16 protein-coding genes are annotated in these 16,642 nt (G+C 68.9%); 7 read left to right on the forward strand and 9 right to left on the reverse strand.

Features of this window, described 5'->3' with window-relative positions; translation table 11 throughout:
* Positions 1 to 11: 11 nt before the first annotated feature.
* Positions 12 to 686 carry a glutathione S-transferase family protein gene (locus tag PFX98_RS06010; protein ID WP_285234270.1) on the reverse strand — a complete coding sequence of 225 codons (675 nt, stop codon included), beginning with the start codon at positions 684 to 686 and terminating at the stop codon, positions 12 to 14.
* Between the two features lie 275 nt (positions 687 to 961).
* Between PFX98_RS06010 and PFX98_RS06015 the strand changes: the two genes are divergently transcribed.
* On the forward strand, positions 962 to 2,053 hold the full coding sequence (locus tag PFX98_RS06015; protein WP_285234271.1) for a cyanophycinase: 1,092 nt from the start codon (positions 962 to 964) through the stop codon (positions 2,051 to 2,053).
* Here PFX98_RS06015 and map read toward each other — a convergent pair.
* Together map and PFX98_RS06025 are read right to left on the reverse strand one after the other, a co-directional pair.
* Positions 2,047 to 2,850, reverse strand: a complete 804-nt coding sequence (gene map, locus PFX98_RS06020) for a type I methionyl aminopeptidase (protein WP_285234272.1) — start codon at positions 2,848 to 2,850, stop codon at positions 2,047 to 2,049. The two genes, PFX98_RS06015 and map, sit on opposite strands and share 7 nt — an antisense overlap.
* Entirely contained in the window at positions 2,847 to 3,098 is a 252-nt protein-coding gene (locus tag PFX98_RS06025) for a ParD-like family protein (RefSeq protein WP_285234273.1), read from the reverse strand. The genes map and PFX98_RS06025 overlap by 4 nt, the downstream gene beginning before the upstream one ends.
* A 136-nt stretch (positions 3,099 to 3,234) precedes the next feature.
* Here PFX98_RS06025 and PFX98_RS06030 point away from each other — a divergent pair, with 136 nt between their 5' ends.
* A complete protein-coding gene (locus tag PFX98_RS06030) occupies positions 3,235 to 5,391 on the forward strand; it encodes a prolyl oligopeptidase family serine peptidase (protein ID WP_285234274.1) in 2,157 nt (718 codons plus the stop codon).
* 116 nt (positions 5,392 to 5,507) lie between these two features.
* Positions 5,508 to 7,073 (forward strand): peptide MFS transporter, encoded by a 1,566-nt coding sequence (locus PFX98_RS06035; protein WP_285234275.1) that lies wholly within the window; start codon positions 5,508 to 5,510, stop codon positions 7,071 to 7,073.
* 64 nt (positions 7,074 to 7,137) lie between these two features.
* Here the strand turns inward: PFX98_RS06035 and gcvA are convergent, their stop codons facing one another.
* On the reverse strand, positions 7,138 to 8,058 hold the full coding sequence (gene gcvA, locus PFX98_RS06040; RefSeq protein ID WP_285234276.1) for a transcriptional regulator GcvA: 921 nt from the start codon (positions 8,056 to 8,058) through the stop codon (positions 7,138 to 7,140).
* Between the two features lie 156 nt (positions 8,059 to 8,214).
* On the opposite strand from gcvA, the gene PFX98_RS06045 reads away from it, so the two are divergent.
* Both PFX98_RS06045 and PFX98_RS06050 read left to right on the forward strand, forming a co-directional pair.
* Entirely contained in the window at positions 8,215 to 8,472 is a 258-nt protein-coding gene (locus tag PFX98_RS06045) for a DUF2917 domain-containing protein (protein ID WP_285234278.1), read from the forward strand.
* Entirely contained in the window at positions 8,472 to 9,062 is a 591-nt protein-coding gene (locus PFX98_RS06050) for a GNAT family N-acetyltransferase (RefSeq protein ID WP_285234279.1), read from the forward strand. The genes PFX98_RS06045 and PFX98_RS06050 overlap by 1 nt, the downstream gene beginning before the upstream one ends.
* Here PFX98_RS06050 and PFX98_RS06055 read toward each other — a convergent pair.
* Entirely contained in the window at positions 9,038 to 10,267 is a 1,230-nt protein-coding gene (locus tag PFX98_RS06055; RefSeq protein WP_285234280.1) for an HD domain-containing phosphohydrolase, read from the reverse strand. The two genes, PFX98_RS06050 and PFX98_RS06055, sit on opposite strands and share 25 nt — an antisense overlap.
* 141 nt (positions 10,268 to 10,408) lie before the next feature.
* Here PFX98_RS06055 and PFX98_RS06060 point away from each other — a divergent pair, with 141 nt between their 5' ends.
* Complete coding sequence (locus tag PFX98_RS06060) at positions 10,409 to 11,050, forward strand: MBL fold metallo-hydrolase (protein ID WP_285234281.1); 642 nt, start codon at positions 10,409 to 10,411, stop codon at positions 11,048 to 11,050.
* Here the strand turns inward: PFX98_RS06060 and PFX98_RS06065 are convergent.
* Genes PFX98_RS06065 through PFX98_RS06075 form a run of 3 tightly spaced genes read right to left on the reverse strand, consistent with a single transcriptional unit; the run spans position 11,047 to position 14,639 of the window.
* Positions 11,047 to 12,006 carry a M48 family metallopeptidase gene (locus PFX98_RS06065; RefSeq protein WP_285234282.1) on the reverse strand — a complete coding sequence of 320 codons (960 nt, stop codon included), beginning with the start codon at positions 12,004 to 12,006 and terminating at the stop codon, positions 11,047 to 11,049. The genes PFX98_RS06060 and PFX98_RS06065 overlap by 4 nt on opposite strands.
* A gap of 2 nt (positions 12,007 to 12,008) precedes the next feature.
* The gene (locus PFX98_RS06070) at positions 12,009 to 13,622 is read right to left on the reverse strand and encodes an AmpG family muropeptide MFS transporter (protein WP_285234283.1); all 1,614 of its coding nucleotides are present in this window, start codon (positions 13,620 to 13,622) and stop codon (positions 12,009 to 12,011) included.
* 9 nt (positions 13,623 to 13,631) lie between these two features.
* On the reverse strand, positions 13,632 to 14,639 hold the full coding sequence (locus tag PFX98_RS06075) for a helix-turn-helix transcriptional regulator (RefSeq protein ID WP_285234284.1): 1,008 nt from the start codon (positions 14,637 to 14,639) through the stop codon (positions 13,632 to 13,634).
* Positions 14,640 to 14,803: 164 nt separating this feature from the next.
* Here PFX98_RS06075 and PFX98_RS06080 point away from each other — a divergent pair, with 164 nt between their 5' ends.
* Complete coding sequence (locus PFX98_RS06080; protein WP_285234285.1) at positions 14,804 to 16,063, forward strand: serine hydrolase domain-containing protein; 1,260 nt, start codon at positions 14,804 to 14,806, stop codon at positions 16,061 to 16,063.
* 10 nt (positions 16,064 to 16,073) lie between these two features.
* Here PFX98_RS06080 and PFX98_RS06085 read toward each other — a convergent pair whose 3' ends face one another.
* Entirely contained in the window at positions 16,074 to 16,502 is a 429-nt protein-coding gene (locus PFX98_RS06085) for a hypothetical protein (RefSeq protein ID WP_285234286.1), read from the reverse strand.
* Positions 16,503 to 16,642 lie beyond the last annotated feature (140 nt).

Here is a 16,642-nt window from a genome sequence, read left to right on the forward strand (position 1 = left end):
GTCCGGCCGCCCTACACCGCCACCATGGCCTGGCCCTTCAGGGAAGCCGCGTAGCCATCGATCATCTGGTTCACGGCCGCCCAGCTGGGCAAGGCCTTCATGCGGCCCAACCAGGCCCGCAGCTGCGGATAGGCGGCCAGGTCGCTGCCTATGATTTCGGCCAGCGCCACGAAGGCGCTGGCGAAGTAGTCCGCGATCGTCATCTGCGCGCCGCATAGATAGGGATTCTGGGCGCCGAGGATGTGCTGGTCCAGCACCTTGAGCCAGGCCTGCGCGCGCTCGCAGCCCCACTGCAGCTGCGCGCTCTGCGCCTCGTCGCTGCGGCGCTTGTGCAGCGGGAAGATCTGCGGGTAGACCGCGCCATAGGCAAAGTCACGGCACAGCTGGGTGTTGACCCAGTCCATGCGCTCGTTGACGCGCGCACGCGCCTGCAACTCCTTGGGGTAGAGCGGCGAGTCGATCTTGTCGGCCAGGTACTTGAGGATGGCCGAACTCTCGGTCAGACGGAACGCGCCATCTTCCAGCACCGGCACCAGACGATTCGGATTGACGGCCTCGAAGGGCGCCTGGTAATGCTCACCGGTGAACAGGTCCACGAGCTGCATCTCCAGCGGAATCCTCTGCTCCGCGGCAAACAGCATCAACGGCCGGCTGGTGGTTGATGCGGGGTGGTAGTACAGCTTCATCGATCGTCTCCTGCAGGGCTTGCATTGGAAGTACAGCATCGGGCCGTTCGCCGCGGCAATCCGCAATGTAGCCCCTTCCGCGCGCCTGGCCGAGTCAGGTTTCCCCGCTGTCGGGCTTGGCGCCGGGCGGCACTCAAGGCGTCATCACGGGCAGCGGGTCTGTACGTCGACTCGCATACACCCATCCCGGGGGTCAATGCCCCGGCACGCCAGCCACCGCCGCCCTACACTAGGCCGGCACCTGGCCATTGCCGCGCCGGGTTCGGAGTCGTCCCATGCCTAAGCTTTCACGCCGTTCCTGCCTGGAACTGATGCAGGGCCTGTTGGCCGTATGCCTGCTGTCGATGACGCTGGCCACGCCGGCGCTGGCGGGCGGTTCGGACAAGAAGGTCGGAACCCCGACCTACAGCTCCAGGAACTACGACTACTACCTCACCGGCAGCGCCGACAACCAGGCCCCGCCGGCACCCACCACGCCGATGTCGGTGCTGATGGGGGGCGGCACCGATGTCGACGCCGCCTTCATGGCCATGATTGCCAAGGCACGCGGCGCGGGCAATACGCCGATCGACGTGGTGGTGATACGCGCCTCGGGTGCCGATGGCTACAACGATTACCTCTACCAGATGGGCGGGGTCGACTCGGTCGAGACCCTGGTGGTGAAGACGCGCGAGGGCGCCAATGACGCCAATGTCCAGCGCATCGTCGCCGGCGCCGACCTGCTCTTCATCGCCGGTGGCGATCAATGGGACTACATCAACCTCTGGAAGGGTACGGCGCTGGATCAGGCGGTGCAGGGCCTGATCGCCAGAAAGGTGCCGGTGGGCGGCACCAGTGCCGGCCTGGCGGTGCTGGCGCAGTTCGACTTCTCGGCACAGAACGACACCATCACCTCGGCCCAGGCGCTGAGCAACCCCTACGACCGCCGCCTCACGCTGGATCGCGGCTTCATCACCAGCGTGCCCGGCCTGGGCAACACGATTGCCGATGCCCACCTCGTCACCCGCGACCGCATGGGCCGCTTGATGACGTTCCTGGCGCGCATCATCAAGGACGCCTGGGTCGCCCGCCCCGATGACGCGCGCGGCATCGGCGTGGACGAGCAGACCGCCGTGGTGGTGGACGATGGCGTCGGCACGGTGATGGGCAATGGCGCCGCCTACTTCCTGCGCCCCAGCATCGCCGCCACCACCATCCAGCCCAAGACGCCGCTGACCTTCTCCAGCGTACGGGTAGACCGCCTGCGCGCCCAGGAGGGCACGATGGACCTGCGCAACTGGAGTCGCAGCCTCAATGTCGCGCCCTACTGGCTGGACGTGATCGGCGGCGTGCTGACCTCCTCAGGCGCCAACGGCAGCATCTACTGACTGGTGATGGCGGGATAGGCCCCGAAGCCCTCGGGCCAGGGCGTCAGCAGCTCGAAGCCGCTGGCGGTGACCAGCACCATGTGCTCCCACTGCGCCGACAATGAGCGGTCCATGGTCACCACGGTCCAGCCGTCGGCGAGATCCTTCACGCCGCGCTTGCCGGCGTTGATCATGGGCTCCACCGTGAAGATCATGCCCTCCTTGAGGCGCAGGCCCTCGCCCGGCCTGCCGAAGTGCAGCACATGCGGCTCGTCGTGATAGACGTCGCCGATGCCATGGCCGCCGTATTCGCGCACCACGCTGAAGCCCGCGGCATGCGCGACACGCTGGATCGCGAAGCCCACGTCGCCCAGCGTGGCGCCGGGGCGTACCTTCATGATGCCGGCACGCATGGCCTCGTAGGTGGTGTCCACCAGGCGGCGCGCCAGCGGCTTGGGCTCGCCCACGTAATACATGCGGCTGGTATCGCCGAACCAGCCGTCCTTGATGACGGCCACGTCGAGGTTGACGATGTCGCCATCCTTGAGGATCTTGCTGGCCGAGGGGATGCCATGACAGACCACCTCGTTGACCGAGCTGCACAGGGTCTTGGGATAGCCGTGGTAGCCGATATTGGCCGGCGTCACCTTGAGCTCGTCAACGATGTAGTCGTGGCAGATCTTGTCCAGCGCGTCGGTGCTGACGCCGGGCTGCACAAAGGGCGTGATCATGTGCAGCACCTGGGCGGCCAGGCGGCCGGCTTCGCGCGCCTTGGCGATCTCGTCCGCCGTGCGGATCTTGACGCCGCCGCCCCTCATTGCACGCCCTTGCGGCTGCCGTGCGGCTTGGCCGGTATGGCCGCGATCGCCGCCAGGTCCAGCCCCCCGCTCTGCTCGGCCCGTATCAGCAGCTGGCTGATCTCGCGGTGATCGAGGTCGGGGTGCAGCTCGGCCAGCATGCCGATGCGCATCCAATGCTCCGCCTGCGCGTTGATCGAGCGTGAAAGCGCGCCGCTGGCAATGCGCAGGCTCTCATGCAGCTGGTCTGAAATTTTGACGATACCCATGCCGGCATTCTATACGATTTGTATACGAAACGTATCTTCACCTACGCATCCATGCCGGAAGTCATGCGCGCGCGAGTCTGGGCACAATGGCGCGCCCTCACCGGGGCATCCGAGACTCGACAAACAAGAGAGCACGATGAGCAAGACGAACTTTCTGACCGCCATAAGCGTCGCACTGAGCGCGCTGTGCCTGGCCGGCGCCGTACAGGCTCAGAGCCTGAGCTACCCCGCCACGCGCAAGGTCGAACAGACCGACAGCTACCACGGCAGCAGCGTGGCCGACCCCTACCGCTGGCTGGAAGACGACCATAGCGCCGACACCAAGGCCTGGGTGCAGGCGCAGAACGCCGTCACCGACCAGTTCCTCGCCGCCATGCCGCAGCGCCTGCCGGTGCGCCGCCTCTACACCGAGCTCTACAACTTCGAGAAATTCGGCCTGCCCTTCAAGGAGGGTGGCCGCTATTTCTGGACGCGCAACGACGGCCTGCAGCAGCAGAGCGTGCTCTACACCGCCAGCGCGTTGACGGCCCAGCCCGCGGTGGCGCTGGACCCCAACCAGCTCTCCAAGGACGGCACGGTGGCGCTGTCCGGCTACGCCGCCTCGCGCGATGGCAAGCTGCTGGCCTATGGCAGCTCCAAGGCCGGCTCCGACTGGCAGACCTGGCGCGTGCGCGATCTCGCCAGCGGCCGCGACCTGCCCGACACGCTCGAGTGGGTGAAGTTCTCCGGCGCCGCCTGGACGCCCGACGGCAAGGGCTTCTTCTACGCCCGCTACGACGCCCCCGCCGAGGGCGCGGCGCTGACCGGCAGCAACTACTTCCAGAAGCTCTACTACCACCGCCTGGGCACGCCGCAGGCCGACGACACCCTGGTGGCCAGCAACCCGCAAGAGAAGGAATGGGGCTTTGGCGCCGAGGTCTCGGACGACGGCAAGCTCGTCTACATCAGCGTCTGGAAGGGCGGCAACAAGAACGGCCTGATGGTGCTGCCGCTCTCCAAGGGCGCCTACCCCGGGGCGGCCGGCGGCGCGCCCAAGGCCGTGACGCTGGCCTTCGATGCCGAGTACGTGCCGGTCGCCTCGATGGGCGCCAGCACCCTGATCGTCAAGACCAACCAGGATGCGCCACGCGGCCGCCTGATCGCGATCGACCTGAAGGGCTCGGGCAAGCAGGCCTGGAAGACCCTGGTGGCCGAAGGCAGCGACGCGCTCACCGGCGCCTCCGCCGTGGGCGGCCGCCTGTTGCTGCGCTATCTGCGCGACGCCTCCACGCTGGTGCGCATCCATGGCATGGACGGCCGTGCGCTCGGCGAGGTGGCGCTGCCCGGCGTCGGCACGGCCTCGGGCTTTGCCGGGCGCAGTGACGACGCCGAGACCTTCTTCGTCTACACCAGCCTCAACTCGCCCGCCACCATCTACCGCTACGAGGTAGCGACCAACAAGGCCAGCGTGTTCAAGCGCCCGCAGACCGCCTTCGATGCCGAGCAGTTCGAGACGCGCCGCGAGTTCGTCACCAGCAAGGACGGCACGCGTTTCCCGATCTTCATCGCCCACAAGAAGGGCCTGAAGCTGGACGGCAGCAACCCGACGCTGCTGTACGGCTACGGCGGCTTCAATGCGGCGATGACGCCCGGCTACAACGTCACCGCCGCCACCTGGATGAAGATGGGTGGCGTCTACGTGCTGGCCTCGATCCGCGGTGGCGGCGAATACGGCGCGGCCTGGCACGAGGCGGGCACCAAGCTGAAGAAGCAGAACGTGTTCGACGACTTCATCGCCGCGGCCGAATGGCTGATCGCCAACAAGTTCACCCAGCCCGCCAAGCTCGCCATCAACGGTGGCAGCAATGGCGGTCTGCTGGTGGGCGCGGTGGTGAACCAGCGCCCCGAGCTGTTCGGCGCCGCGGTGCCGCAGGTGGGCGTGATGGACATGCTGCGCTTCCACAAGTTCACGATCGGCTGGGCCTGGGTGCCCGACTACGGCTCGAGCGAGAACGCCGAGGAGTTCAAGGCCCTGCTGGCCTACTCGCCGCTGCACAACATCCGGAGCGGCGGAGAGAAGCCCTACCCCGCCATCCTGGTGACCACCGGCGACCATGACGACCGCGTCGTGCCCGCGCACAGCTTCAAGTACACCGCGGCGCTGCAGGCGGCCGAGACCGGCAGCGCGCCCAAGCTGATCCGCATCGAGACCCAGGCCGGCCACGGCGCCGGCAAGCCCACCTCCAAGATCATCGAGGAGCGCGCCGACATGCTGGCCTTCATCGCCCATCGCTTCGGCATGCAGCTGCCGTAAGCGCGGCGCTGGCGTAAACGCCAACAAGGCGGCATGCGCCGGCAGGCGACAATCCGGCGCGCGCCACCGGGCCATCCGCCCGGCCGGCGCCTTACGCTATTCAACAGAGCACCGCCATGAGCACCGTGATCAGCACCACCCCGATGGGCGCCGCCGCCGGCAGCGCGCCCGCCACCCACACCATCCTCGGCCACCCCAACAGCCTGTTCGTGCTGTTCTTCACCGAAATGTGGGAGCGCTTCTCCTACTACGGCATGCGCGCCCTGCTGGTGCTGTTCCTGGTCACCGAGGCGTCCAAGGGCGGCTGGGGCTGGAGCCGCGCCGATGCCACCAGCCTGTACGGCTGGTACACCGGCCTGGCCTATCTGACCCCCATCCTGGGCGGCTATGTCGCCGACCGCTTCCTGGGCACGCGGCGCTCGGTGCTGTGGGGCGCCGTCATCATCGCCGCCGGCCACATCTCGCTGTTCCTGGAGACGGTGCCGACCTTCTATCTCGGCCTGGGCCTGGTGATCCTGGGCACCGGCCTGTTCAAGCCGAATATCTCGGCCATCGTCGGCCAGCTCTACAACAAGGACAACGAAGGCGCGCGCGACAGCGGCTACACGCTGTTCTACATGGGCGTGAACGCCGGTGCCTTCTTCGGCATCTCGCTGTGCGGCTATATCGGCGAGAAGGTGTCCTGGCACCTCGGCTTCGGCCTGGCCGGCGTATTCATGATCCTGGGCGCGCTGCAGTTCTTCTTCAGCCAACGCCTGTTCGGCAGCATTGGCGACCCGGCCAAGCCCGGCGAGCGGCAGGCCGAGGAAGCGCTCGACGACACCCCCGAGCATGTGGTGGCCGATCGCCTCAAGGCCATCTTCGTGTTCTCCTTCTTCACCATCTTCTTCTGGTTCGCCTTCGAGCAGGCCGGTGGCTCGATGACCATCTTCGCGGCCGACTACACCGACCGCGTGCTGGTGGGCACGAGCGGGCTGGTGTTCAAGCTCATCAACACCGCGATGACGGTGGTGCCGGCGGCCATCCTCTCCTGGCTGCTGTTCAAGCTCTATCGCAGCACCGGCGGCAAGGTCTGGGTCGCCAACCTGTCGCTGGCCACCGCCTTCGCCATCATCTGGGGTCTGTGCCTGTGGATGCTGGGCCGCGAATTCGCGATGGAGCAGAGCGATGTGCCGGCCACCTGGTTCGGCGTGCTCAACAGCTTCTTCATCGTCGTGCTGGCGCCGATGTTCTCCAAGATGTGGGAAGAGAAGTGGAACCCCAGCGGCCCGATCAAGTTCGGCGTCGGCCTGGTGCTGCTGGGCCTGGGCTTTGCGGTGCTGGCCTATGGTGCCGCCGGCATCGCCCCGGGCGCCAAGACCGCCCAGGTCAGCATGATGTACCTGACGCTGGCCTATCTGCTGCACACCATGGGCGAGCTGTGCATCTCGCCGGTGGGCCTGTCCTACATCTCCAAGCTGGCGCCCAAGCGGCTGCTAGGCCTGATGTTCGGCGTGTGGTTCCTCAACACCGCGATCGCCAACAAGGTCGCCGGCTCCACCGGCTCCTACATCGACCAGATCTCGGCCACCTACTCGCTGTCGACCTTCTTCCTGATCTTCACCCTGATCCCGATCGCGGCCGGTCTGGTGCTGATGATGTTGAACGGCTGGATGCGCAAGAAGATGCACGGCGTGCACTGACGCGCCAGCGCTTGGCCCCGCAAGGCCGGCTCCCTTCCGGGGGCCGGCCTTTTTTCATGCCCGCTCAGCCCGCCGCCTGCGACAGCAGCCATTGCTCGAAGGCCCGCACCGCCGGCCGCGCGCGCGAGGCCGGGTCGACGATCAGCTGGTAGGCGCGCGCCGAGGCGGTGTTGGCATCGAAGGGCGTGACCAGCTGGCCGCTCGCCAGCAGCCCATCCACCAGCGGCCGCCGCCCCAGGGCCACGCCCTGGCCCGCCACCGCGGCGGCGATCGCCTCGGCATAACTGGTGAAGCTCAGGCGCGCGGCCGGGCGCAGATCGGCCAGGCCCCAGGCGCTCAGCCAGGGCTCCCATTCCATCGGCATGCCGCTGCCATCGCCGTCCATCGCCAGGTGCAGCAGGGTGTGGTGGGCCAGGTCGGCCGGCTCACGCAGCGGCAGGGCCAGCTCGGCCACTAGGCGCGGGCTGCACACCGGCAGCATCGCCTCCTCGAAGAGCTTGCGCGCGCCGCGCAGCGCGCCCAGCTTGCCGTAGCGCACCGCGATGTCGAAGCCATCGGCGGCGAGGTTGCGGTTGTCCAGCGTCGCGTCGAGCCTCACATCGATGCCGGCATGCGCGCGCGTGAAGGCGGTCAGGCGCGGGATCAGCCACAGCGCCGCAAAGCCCGGCGTGGTGGTGAGCGCCAGCACCTCGCGCTGCTGCGGCGCGCGGATCTCGCGCATGGTGCTGCGCAGATTGCCCAGCACCTGGGTGCAGCTGGCGAGCAGGCGCTGGCCCTCGGCGGTGAGCGCGAGCGCGCGGTGCTGGCGCGTGAACAGCGCCACCCCCAGCTCCTCCTCCAGCGCGCGCATCTGCCGGCTCATCGCCGACTGCGTCACGAAACGCTCGGCCGCGGCCTTGGTGAAGCTGAGATGGCGCGCCGCGGCCTCGAAGGAGGCCAGCAGATCGAGCGGCGGCAGGCGGTCCAGGGGTTTTCTTTCTTGCATGCGCTGGAGGAATGCGATGGGTTCCGATTGATCGTTTGTCAGCGCCCCGGCGGGCGCCCAATATTCGCTCCACACCGGTGTCCCTGCAAGCACCTATTGCGGGACCGGCGCGCATGCAGACCTCGCATGCATCGCCCCTACATCAAGGAGCCCGCCATGTTGATCAGCACCGAACAAGCCCAGCTGCGGCTGGAACGCGGCCAGGTCTCGCGCCTGAGCGGCGCCAGGTCAGCCTACCTGGCCAGCGCGGCCGGCACCCTGTGGGTGACCATTGACCACGACCTGCGCGACATCGTGCTCGAGGCCGGCCAGGGCATGGCCGTGGGCGGCAGCGAAGAACTGCTGGTCTGCGCCCTGGGCGGCCCGGCGGTGCTGGAGCTGCGCCCGGCACACGCCGGCTGCGCAGCGCTGTGATGAGCACCGCAGCCATTGCCAGGCCGGGCCTGGCCCTCAGCGCCGAGCGGCTGCGCCTGCCGCGCGGCCGCGCCGTGCTGCTGCGCGCCATCGGCGCACAGGATGCCGCCGCCACCCAGGCTTTTGTGGCGGGCCTGTCGCTGGACGCGCGCCACAAGCGCTTCCACGTCGGCCTGCGTCAGCTCAGCCCCGAGCTGCTGCGCCAGATGACCGAGGTGGACCAGCACCAGCATGTGGCCCTGGTGGCGCAGGCGCTGTGGCCGTTGCCCGCGCAGCCGGCGCCGCAGCTGGTGGCGGACGCCCGCTATGTGCGCAGCCCCACGCATCCCGACGAGGCCGAGTTCGCCATCGCCGTGGCCGACGACTGGCAGAGCCTGGGCCTGGGTCGCGCCCTGATGGCACGCCTGTCCGGCCATGCGCGTGCGCAGGGCCTGCGCGCGCTCACCGGCGATGTGCTGGTGGAGAACCGCCGCATGCTGGTGCTGATGCGCGGCCTGGGCGCCGGCACGCGCGCCCACCCCGATGGGCCGCAGCTGGTGCGGGTGGTGTTTGAGCTGGACGCGCTTCAGGCGCTGGCGCGCGCCAGCTGAATCAGTTCATCCAGATGGGCCTGCAGCACGCCGCCGATCGAGGCGTCGATGCTGTTGCGCCCCTGCAGCTCCGCCATGAAGTGCGACACCGCCTGGCGCGACAGGCCCGGGCGATAGGGGCGGTCCTGCACCATGGCCTGGAAGATGTCGGCCACGCGCAGGATGCGCGCCTCCAGCGCCAGCTTGGCGCCGTCCAGGCCATGCGGATAACCCAGGCCGCTGGGCGCCTCGTGGTGGTCCGCGGCCCAGCTGGCGATCTCCTCGAAGCCCCTCACCTTCTTGAGGATCTGCATGGTCTCGAAGCTGTGGCTGCGCATCACCAGGCGCTCGTCCTCGTCCAGCGGCGCGGGCTTTTCCAGGATCGCATCGGGCACGCGCAACTTGCCCAGGTCGTGCAGCAGGCCGGCGATCTCGAGCTTCTCGCAATGATCCACGCTGACGCCCATGTGCTCGGCCAGGCGGCGCGCGACCCTGGCCACACCCAGCGAATGGGTGTGGGTGAAGCTGCTTTTCGCATCGACGATCTGCGCGAAGATCGTCGCCAGCTGCATCAGCTCGGCGTTGCTGGCCTGGTAGGGCTGGGCGGTGGCCAGCATGTCGGCCAGGTAGTTGGCGAGCGCATTCGATTCGAGGTTGAGCCAGAACGCCTCATGCGCCGACACCGCCAGAAACGCCTCTACCAGTTCGGGCGCGAAATAGCTGCCGGCGCGCGCGGCGATTTCCCGGCGGATCGGCTCGCGATGCTGCAACACCTGGCCGCCGGCAAAGAAGGGCGCGGCCATCGCGTCCACGCGGTCCGCCAGCAGGATCAGATTGGCCTGGCGCGCCAGTTCCAGCGGCAGCTGCCGGTCGGCCAGCAGGGCGTCCCAGCGCGTGTGGTGGTAGCGCACCGGCAGCGCCATGCGCGCCAGGGGGGCGAAGTCCTTCAGCAAGCCGTAGCCCGTTTCCGCATGGGCTTGCGAGCCGGCCCAGTCGAACTCGGCGATCAGGTGCTGGTGGGTGGCGGTGCTGGACACGCCGATGTCGTGCAGCAGGCCCAGGTCGAACAGGAAGTGCACCTCCGCCGCCGGCCACTGCATCGCCTTGGCGCATTCGGCCGCCATCACGCCGACGCGCTTGCCATGCGCGATGTCGTCCACACCCACCAGATCCAGCGCGTCCGAGAGGGCATAGACCAACTGGCGAAGATCGACATTGATGCTCATGGGATGGGTCCGGTTGGCGCGCGCCTGGCTCGATTCCACCACGGCGGCGGCATGCGCGTCCGTGACGCAGTTCGCTGCCGCGCCGCAAAGTTCGCTACATTGAGCGCCCCAACGATGTCTCGTCCCCAGGCCGCTCCCACCATGTCGCTGCGCTACCAAACAATCCCCGTCACCGCCTTCCAGCAGAACTGCTCCCTGGTCTGGTGTGACGAGACCCTGGACGCGGCGCTGATCGACCCGGGCGGCGAGATCACCAAGCTGCTGGCCGAGGTGCAGCGCCTGGGCCTGCACCTGAAGGCGATCTGGCTCACTCACGCCCATATCGACCATGCCGGCGGCACCGGCCAGCTGGCGCGCGAGCTGGGGCTGCCGGTGATCGGCCCGCATCCGGGCGACCAATTCTGGATCGACGGCCTGCCGCAGCAGAGCCAGATGTTCGGCTTCCCGCCGGCGGAGCCCTTCGCGCCCACGCAGTGGCTGCACGACGGCGACCATGTGCGCATCGGCAAGCAGGAATTGCAGGTGCGCCACTGCCCCGGCCACACGCCCGGCCATGTGGTGTTCTTCTCGGCCGCGGCCAAGCGCGCCTTCGTCGGCGATGTGCTGTTTGCCGGCGGCGTGGGGCGCAGCGACTTCCCCGGTGGCAACCACAACGAGCTGATCCACTCCATCACCCAGCGGCTCTGGCCAATGGGCGACGACACCGTCTTCATCCCCGGCCACGGGCCGGAGAGCAGCTTCGGCGTGGAGCGCCGCAGCAACCCCTACGTGCGGGGAACTTAAGAGGGGCGGTTGGAAGAAGAGATCGGCGGCGCGATCTCGAAGCGCCGCGTCGGCTTCTCGGCACGCTGGTACAGGCCCGCCACCTGGGGCAGGCTGGCCTCGATGTCGCGGATGCGCGTCGGGCCCGAGGGGTGGGTGCTGAGCCATTGCGGCGGCGCGCCCTTGGAGACCTGGCCCATCTTCTGCCAGAGGCTCACGCCGGCCACCGGGTCGTAGCCGGCGCGCGCGGCCAGCTCCATGCCCACCAGATCGGCCTCGGTCTCGTCCTCGCGGCTGAAGGTCAGGGTGAGCAGCTGGCTGCCCATGCCCAGCAGCGCGTCGCCCACATTGCCCAGGCCCAGCAGCGATGAGACCACGTTGGCGCCCAGGCGCGTCAGCCCGTTCTTGCCCATGCGCTCGCGCGCATGCTCGCGCAGCGCATGCGCAACCTCGTGGCCCATGATGGTGGCAACCTCGTCGTCCTCCAGCTTGAGCTTCTCGAGGATGCCGTAATAGAAGGCGATCTTGCCGCCCGGCATGCAGAAGGCATTCAGCTGCTGACTGGCGAACAGGTTCACCTCCCAGCGCCAGTCCTTGGCGCGCGGGTTCCACTCATAGGCGTGCGGGATGATGCGCTTGGCAATCTCGCGCAGGCGGATCACCTGCGGATGGTTGGCGGGCGCCAGCGCGCGCTGCTGCGCCGCCTCGCGCTGCATCTGCACATACTGCTGGGCGGCGGCCTGCTCGACCTGCTGGGCCGGCACCAGATCGGCGGCCCAGCTCTTCTTGCCCACGTTGACGCCCTCGCGCGCCCATAGCGGCGTGGCCGCGAGGGTGCCGCCCGCTGCCAGCAGGCCGGTGAAGAGGCGGCGCTGCGGTTGCGCGGCCGCGCAGCCGCGGCACTCGCAGCGGCCAAAGCCGTAGCGCGGGGCGCTGGGGAGATGGGCGTCGGCGCCCGCGTCGAAATTCGTGCTCATGATCAGTCGTCCAAGTTGGAGGCGTTCGCCGGAACTTCAAGCGCCTCCACGCTGGCGCGCAGCTTCTTCAGCAGCCACAGCGCCGGCAGCGCCAGCACGATGGAGACGAGGAAGAAATCGGGCCAGCCGATCGCCTCGGCCAGCACCCCCGCCAGCGGCCCCACCCAGACCCGGCCCACCGAGGCGAAGGCCGAGAGCAGGGCGAACTGGGTGGCGGTGAAGCGCTGGTTGCACAAGCTCATCATGAAGGCCAGGAAGGCCGCCGTGCCCATGCCGCCGCTGAGGTTCTCCAGCGCCACCACCATCAGCAGGCTGCCATCCACCTGGGTGGCCTGGGCCAGCTTCACGAAGCCCCAGTCGAAGGCCGGCACCGTGAGGGCGCCGAGGCTGCCGGCGCCATACTGGGCCAGCCACCAGAAACCCAGATTGCTGGCCGCCTGCAGGATGCCGAAGGCCATCAGCGCGCGCCACATGCCGATACGCAGCATCAGCGCGCCGCCGACGATGGCGCCGCCGATGGTGAGCCAGAGCCCGAACACCTTGTTGGCCACGCCCACCTCGGCGGTGCCGAAATGCAGGGCCTTGAGCAGGAAGGGCGTCATCAGCGCGCCGGCAAAGGCATCGCCCAGCTTGTAGAGCACGATGAAGGCCAGGAAGGCCGCCGCGCCGGGCTGGCCGAAGTAGTTGCGCAGGCCGCCCAGCAGGGTCTCGAAGCGCGCCGCGCGCGCCGCCCAGGCGGTCAGCGGCAGGGTCAGCGCGATGCCGGCCAGCAGGATCAGCAGGTCGGTCCATTTGGCCTGCAGGCCGGCGGCCACGCTGCTGCCGGCCCACAGCGGCGCCAGCAGGGCCTTGATCGCGGGGGTCAGGGCTTGCTCGGTGAGCAGCACGCCGGCAATGACCGCCAGCACCACGGCGGCAAAGCCCAGGATGTCATGGCGTGCCACGCTGGCCGGCGCGGCGGCCTGCCTGAGGCGCGGCAGCGCCAGCGCCGAGAAGGCGGCGGCGGCCAGCATCAGACCGGCCATCAGCCGGTAGACCTCGGGCCAGCTCCAGCCGCCGCCCTGCGCCACGTCCACCCAGATAAAGGCCACGCCGCCCGAGAGAATCATCGCCATGCGGTAGCCCACCACCTGCAGCGAGCTGCCCAGGCCGCGCTCGCTGGCGGCCAGCACATCGGTGCTGTAGGCATTGATCACCACATCCTGCGAGGCCGAGAGAAAGGCCACCAGCACCGCCAGCAGCGCAAAGGCGCGCGTGGCCGCACCCGGCGAGGTGCCGGCCATCAGCAGCAGCGCACCGGCCAGCAAGAGCTGGGTGAGGGCTATCCAGCCACGGCGCCGGCCCAGGAGCGGCAGCTCGAAGCGGTCCATCAGCGGCGCCCACAGAAACTTGAAGGTATAGGGCATGCCCACCAGGCTCAGAAAGCCGATGGTGGCCACGTCCAGGCCCTCGGCCGAGAGCCAGGCCTGCATGGCCTGGCCGGTCAACGCCAGCGGCAGGCCGGAGGCAAAGCCCAGCAGGCAGACCACCACCAGGCGGTAGAAGGCCGCAGCGCGGGCGCTGAGGGTGGGCTGTTGCTGCGGGGGCGGCAGGGCGGCGCTGGGGGTCGATGACATGCGCGGATTCTAGGGAGTCCGGGCGGTCCGCCCCTGGCCTCGCAGCGCCTCGCCCAGCTCGATCTTGTTGCTGACCCCCAGGCTCAGATAGGCGTCGCGCAGATAGGTGCGCACCGTCGCCGGGCTCAGGGCCAGCTCGCGCGCAATCTCCTTGTAGGACTGGCCCTCGGCAAACAGATGCACCACCCGCATCTTGCGCGGCGCCAGCCCGGGCCGGCCACCGGCCTCGGCGCGCCGCAGCAGCCAGAGCTGTTCGCCGCAGCGGCTGGCGTGCAGCGTGCCGCCGGGCAGGCGCAGCTGCTGGGGCAGGCGCCGCAGCTGGGCCAGCAGTTCGGCCGGCAACGTGATGCCGTCCCATTGCGGCCAATGCGACCACAGCAGTTCGCACAGGGCCGGGCCGGCGAACAGCAGGCGCCCGTCGGGCAGCGCCGCCACCGCGGCGCGCGCCAACTCCTCCTGCGCCACGGCAGACAAGGCGTCGCGCAGGCGCTGATGCCACAGCTGCAACGCATGCAGCAACAGTTGCTTGAACAGCAGCGCCTCGGCCGCGTCGAACGGCGCAGCCGCGGCGTCGCGGTACACGACCATGAAGAAGCCATGCCCGCTCGCCAGCGCGTCGATGCGCAAGGCCATGCCATGGTGCAGGCCATGGCGCTGGCTGAATGCCGCGACCTCCGCGGGCGAGTCGTCGTCCTGCGAAGCCTCGAAGCGCTGCACCTGGCCGGCCTGCCTGAGCGTGGTCTCGGCAAAGCTGTCCACCAGCGCGATGGCGCGCCACTCGGCGGTAAAGCTGTCCGGCAGGCCGATCGTCTGGGTCTGATAGATGGCCGGCACCTTGCCGGGGCCGAGATCGGTGCCCAGGCCCCACCAACCGCGTGCAAAGGGGATCTGCGCCCTCAGGACGCTGACGGCCTGGCCCAGAAATTCGGCGGCGCTGGCCTCATGGGCCAAGGCCCCCAGCCGCAGCAGGGCGGCGCTGAAGCGCTCCAAGGTGGCGGGACTGAGGGGGTCGGACATGCGGGCAGGATTCGCGCGGCGCCCCAGCTTAGCCGCCCGGCGCGTGCTTGCGAAGCCTCCTCATTTGCGGACCCTGCATCTGCGAACTCGTGCGCCGCGCGCCCCCCCGCCTACCCTGCCGCCGAGGCCGACGCGCCTCCCCAAGCACCCACAAGGACGGAGACATGATGAGACCCACCTACAGCAGACGCGGCTCGCTGCAACTGATGAGCCGGCTCGCCTTGGGCAGTCTGCCCTGGCTGGCCGGCTGCTGCGGCGGCGCGGACGAGATTGACGAGCGCGTCTCGCCCAGCCTGCTCACGACCACGCCGGAAAACCAGATCGCGACCTTTCGACATGCCGACCGGCTGGCGCCCACCCGGGTGATACGGCGCGGCAGCGCTGCCAAGCCACTGACCGCGCATGCCCGCCAGCTGTCGGGGCTGAGCTACAGCCTGGCAGACCGTTCCTACAGCATCGATGACTACATGCAGCGCCAGCGCAGCAGCGGCCTGCTGATCCTGAAGAACGGCGAGGTGGCGCTGGAGCGCTACGCGATGGGCAACGACGCCAGCACGTGCTGGACCTCGTTTTCGGCAGCCAAGTCGCTCACTGCCACCCTGATGGGCGCGGCGCTCAAGGACGGCAGCATCGCCAGCCTGGACGAACCCTTGACGCGCTACCTGCCCGAGTTGGCGGGCAGCGCCTACCAGGCCAACACAATCCGCGAGCTGCTGCGCATGTGCTCGGGCGTGGCCTGGAACGAGGACTACAGCGCCGGCGCTGACTCCGACATCGCCAGGCTGGCCCAGGCCTGCTCCAGCGGGGGCCGCGGCACGGTGATGGAGCTGATGCGTTCGCGCCCACGCGCCGCCGCGCCGGGCACGGCGTTCTGCTACAGCACCGGCGAAAGCTATGTGCTGGGCGCGGTGATCGCGCGCGCCACCGGCAGGACCCTGAGCGACTATCTGTCGCAAAAGATCTGGGCCCCGATGGGCATGGAGGCCGACGGCTACTGGATGCTCGACGGCGTCGGCGGCCTCGAGATGGGCGGCAACAACTTCAGCGCCACGCTGCGCGACTACGGGCGGCTGGGCCAGTTCGTACTTCAACAGGGCCGTATCGACGGCCTGGCCGTGCTGCCGTCGGGCTGGCGCGATCTCGCCGGCCACCCCGACTCGGCCACCACCGCCTGCGGCCAGCTCTACCCGGGCTACCCGCTGGGCTACGGCTACCAGTGGTGGTCCTTCCCCACCGGGGCGGATGCGCTGGAGATGCACGACGGCGCCTTTACCGCCGAGGGCATCTACGGGCAGTTCATCTACATCAACCCCGCCGAACAGGTGGTGGCGGTGGTATGGAGCGCCTGGCCGCAAGCCTGGGTGGACAGCGCCGAACTGGAAACCTATGTGCTGCTCGGCACCGCCGTGGCGATGCTGCGCTGACGCTGCCCCCTCAGTTCAAGCGCTTCAGCTCCACCTGCGGCACGTCGTGCACGAACCAGCGGTGCACCTCGCCCTGGGCATCCAGCAGGTCCAGCCAGAGCCCGCCCGGCACCGCGCGCGAGCGCAGGCACAGGCCCGGCACCGGCCGGGCGCAAGGGCCGCTGAGGCGGATCGGCACCGCCGCCGCCGGTGCGGCGGCCAGCGCCGCGGCGGCCTCGGCGGGCGCGCGCATGCGCAGCCATTGCACCTCGCGCAGCGGCAGGCTCACGAGCCCGCGCTGGCGCGCCATGCGCAGGTCGATGGAGCGATCGCCATCGTGAAACTGATCCAGCCGGCCATGCAGGCGCTGCTGGTTGAGCAGGGTCAGATCGCAGTCGCCGCTGATCCCTTGCGGGCCGCAGGCGTCCAGGCCCGTGGGCAATATGGTCCAAGGCAACATAAGGGTCTCCCATCCTCTGCTGTCATGAGCGCAGTGCAACCCATCGCGGCGATCGCGGTCATGAGGCAGCGCAAATTCCGCAGCCGGCGGATTTGATCTGCCGCAGAGAATGCGGGGGCATTCGCTCTGCCCTGACAATA

The organism is Paucibacter sediminis (assembly GCF_030254645.1).
In the GTDB taxonomy this organism is placed as follows: Bacteria; Pseudomonadota; Gammaproteobacteria; order Burkholderiales; family Burkholderiaceae_C; genus Paucibacter_B; species Paucibacter_B sediminis.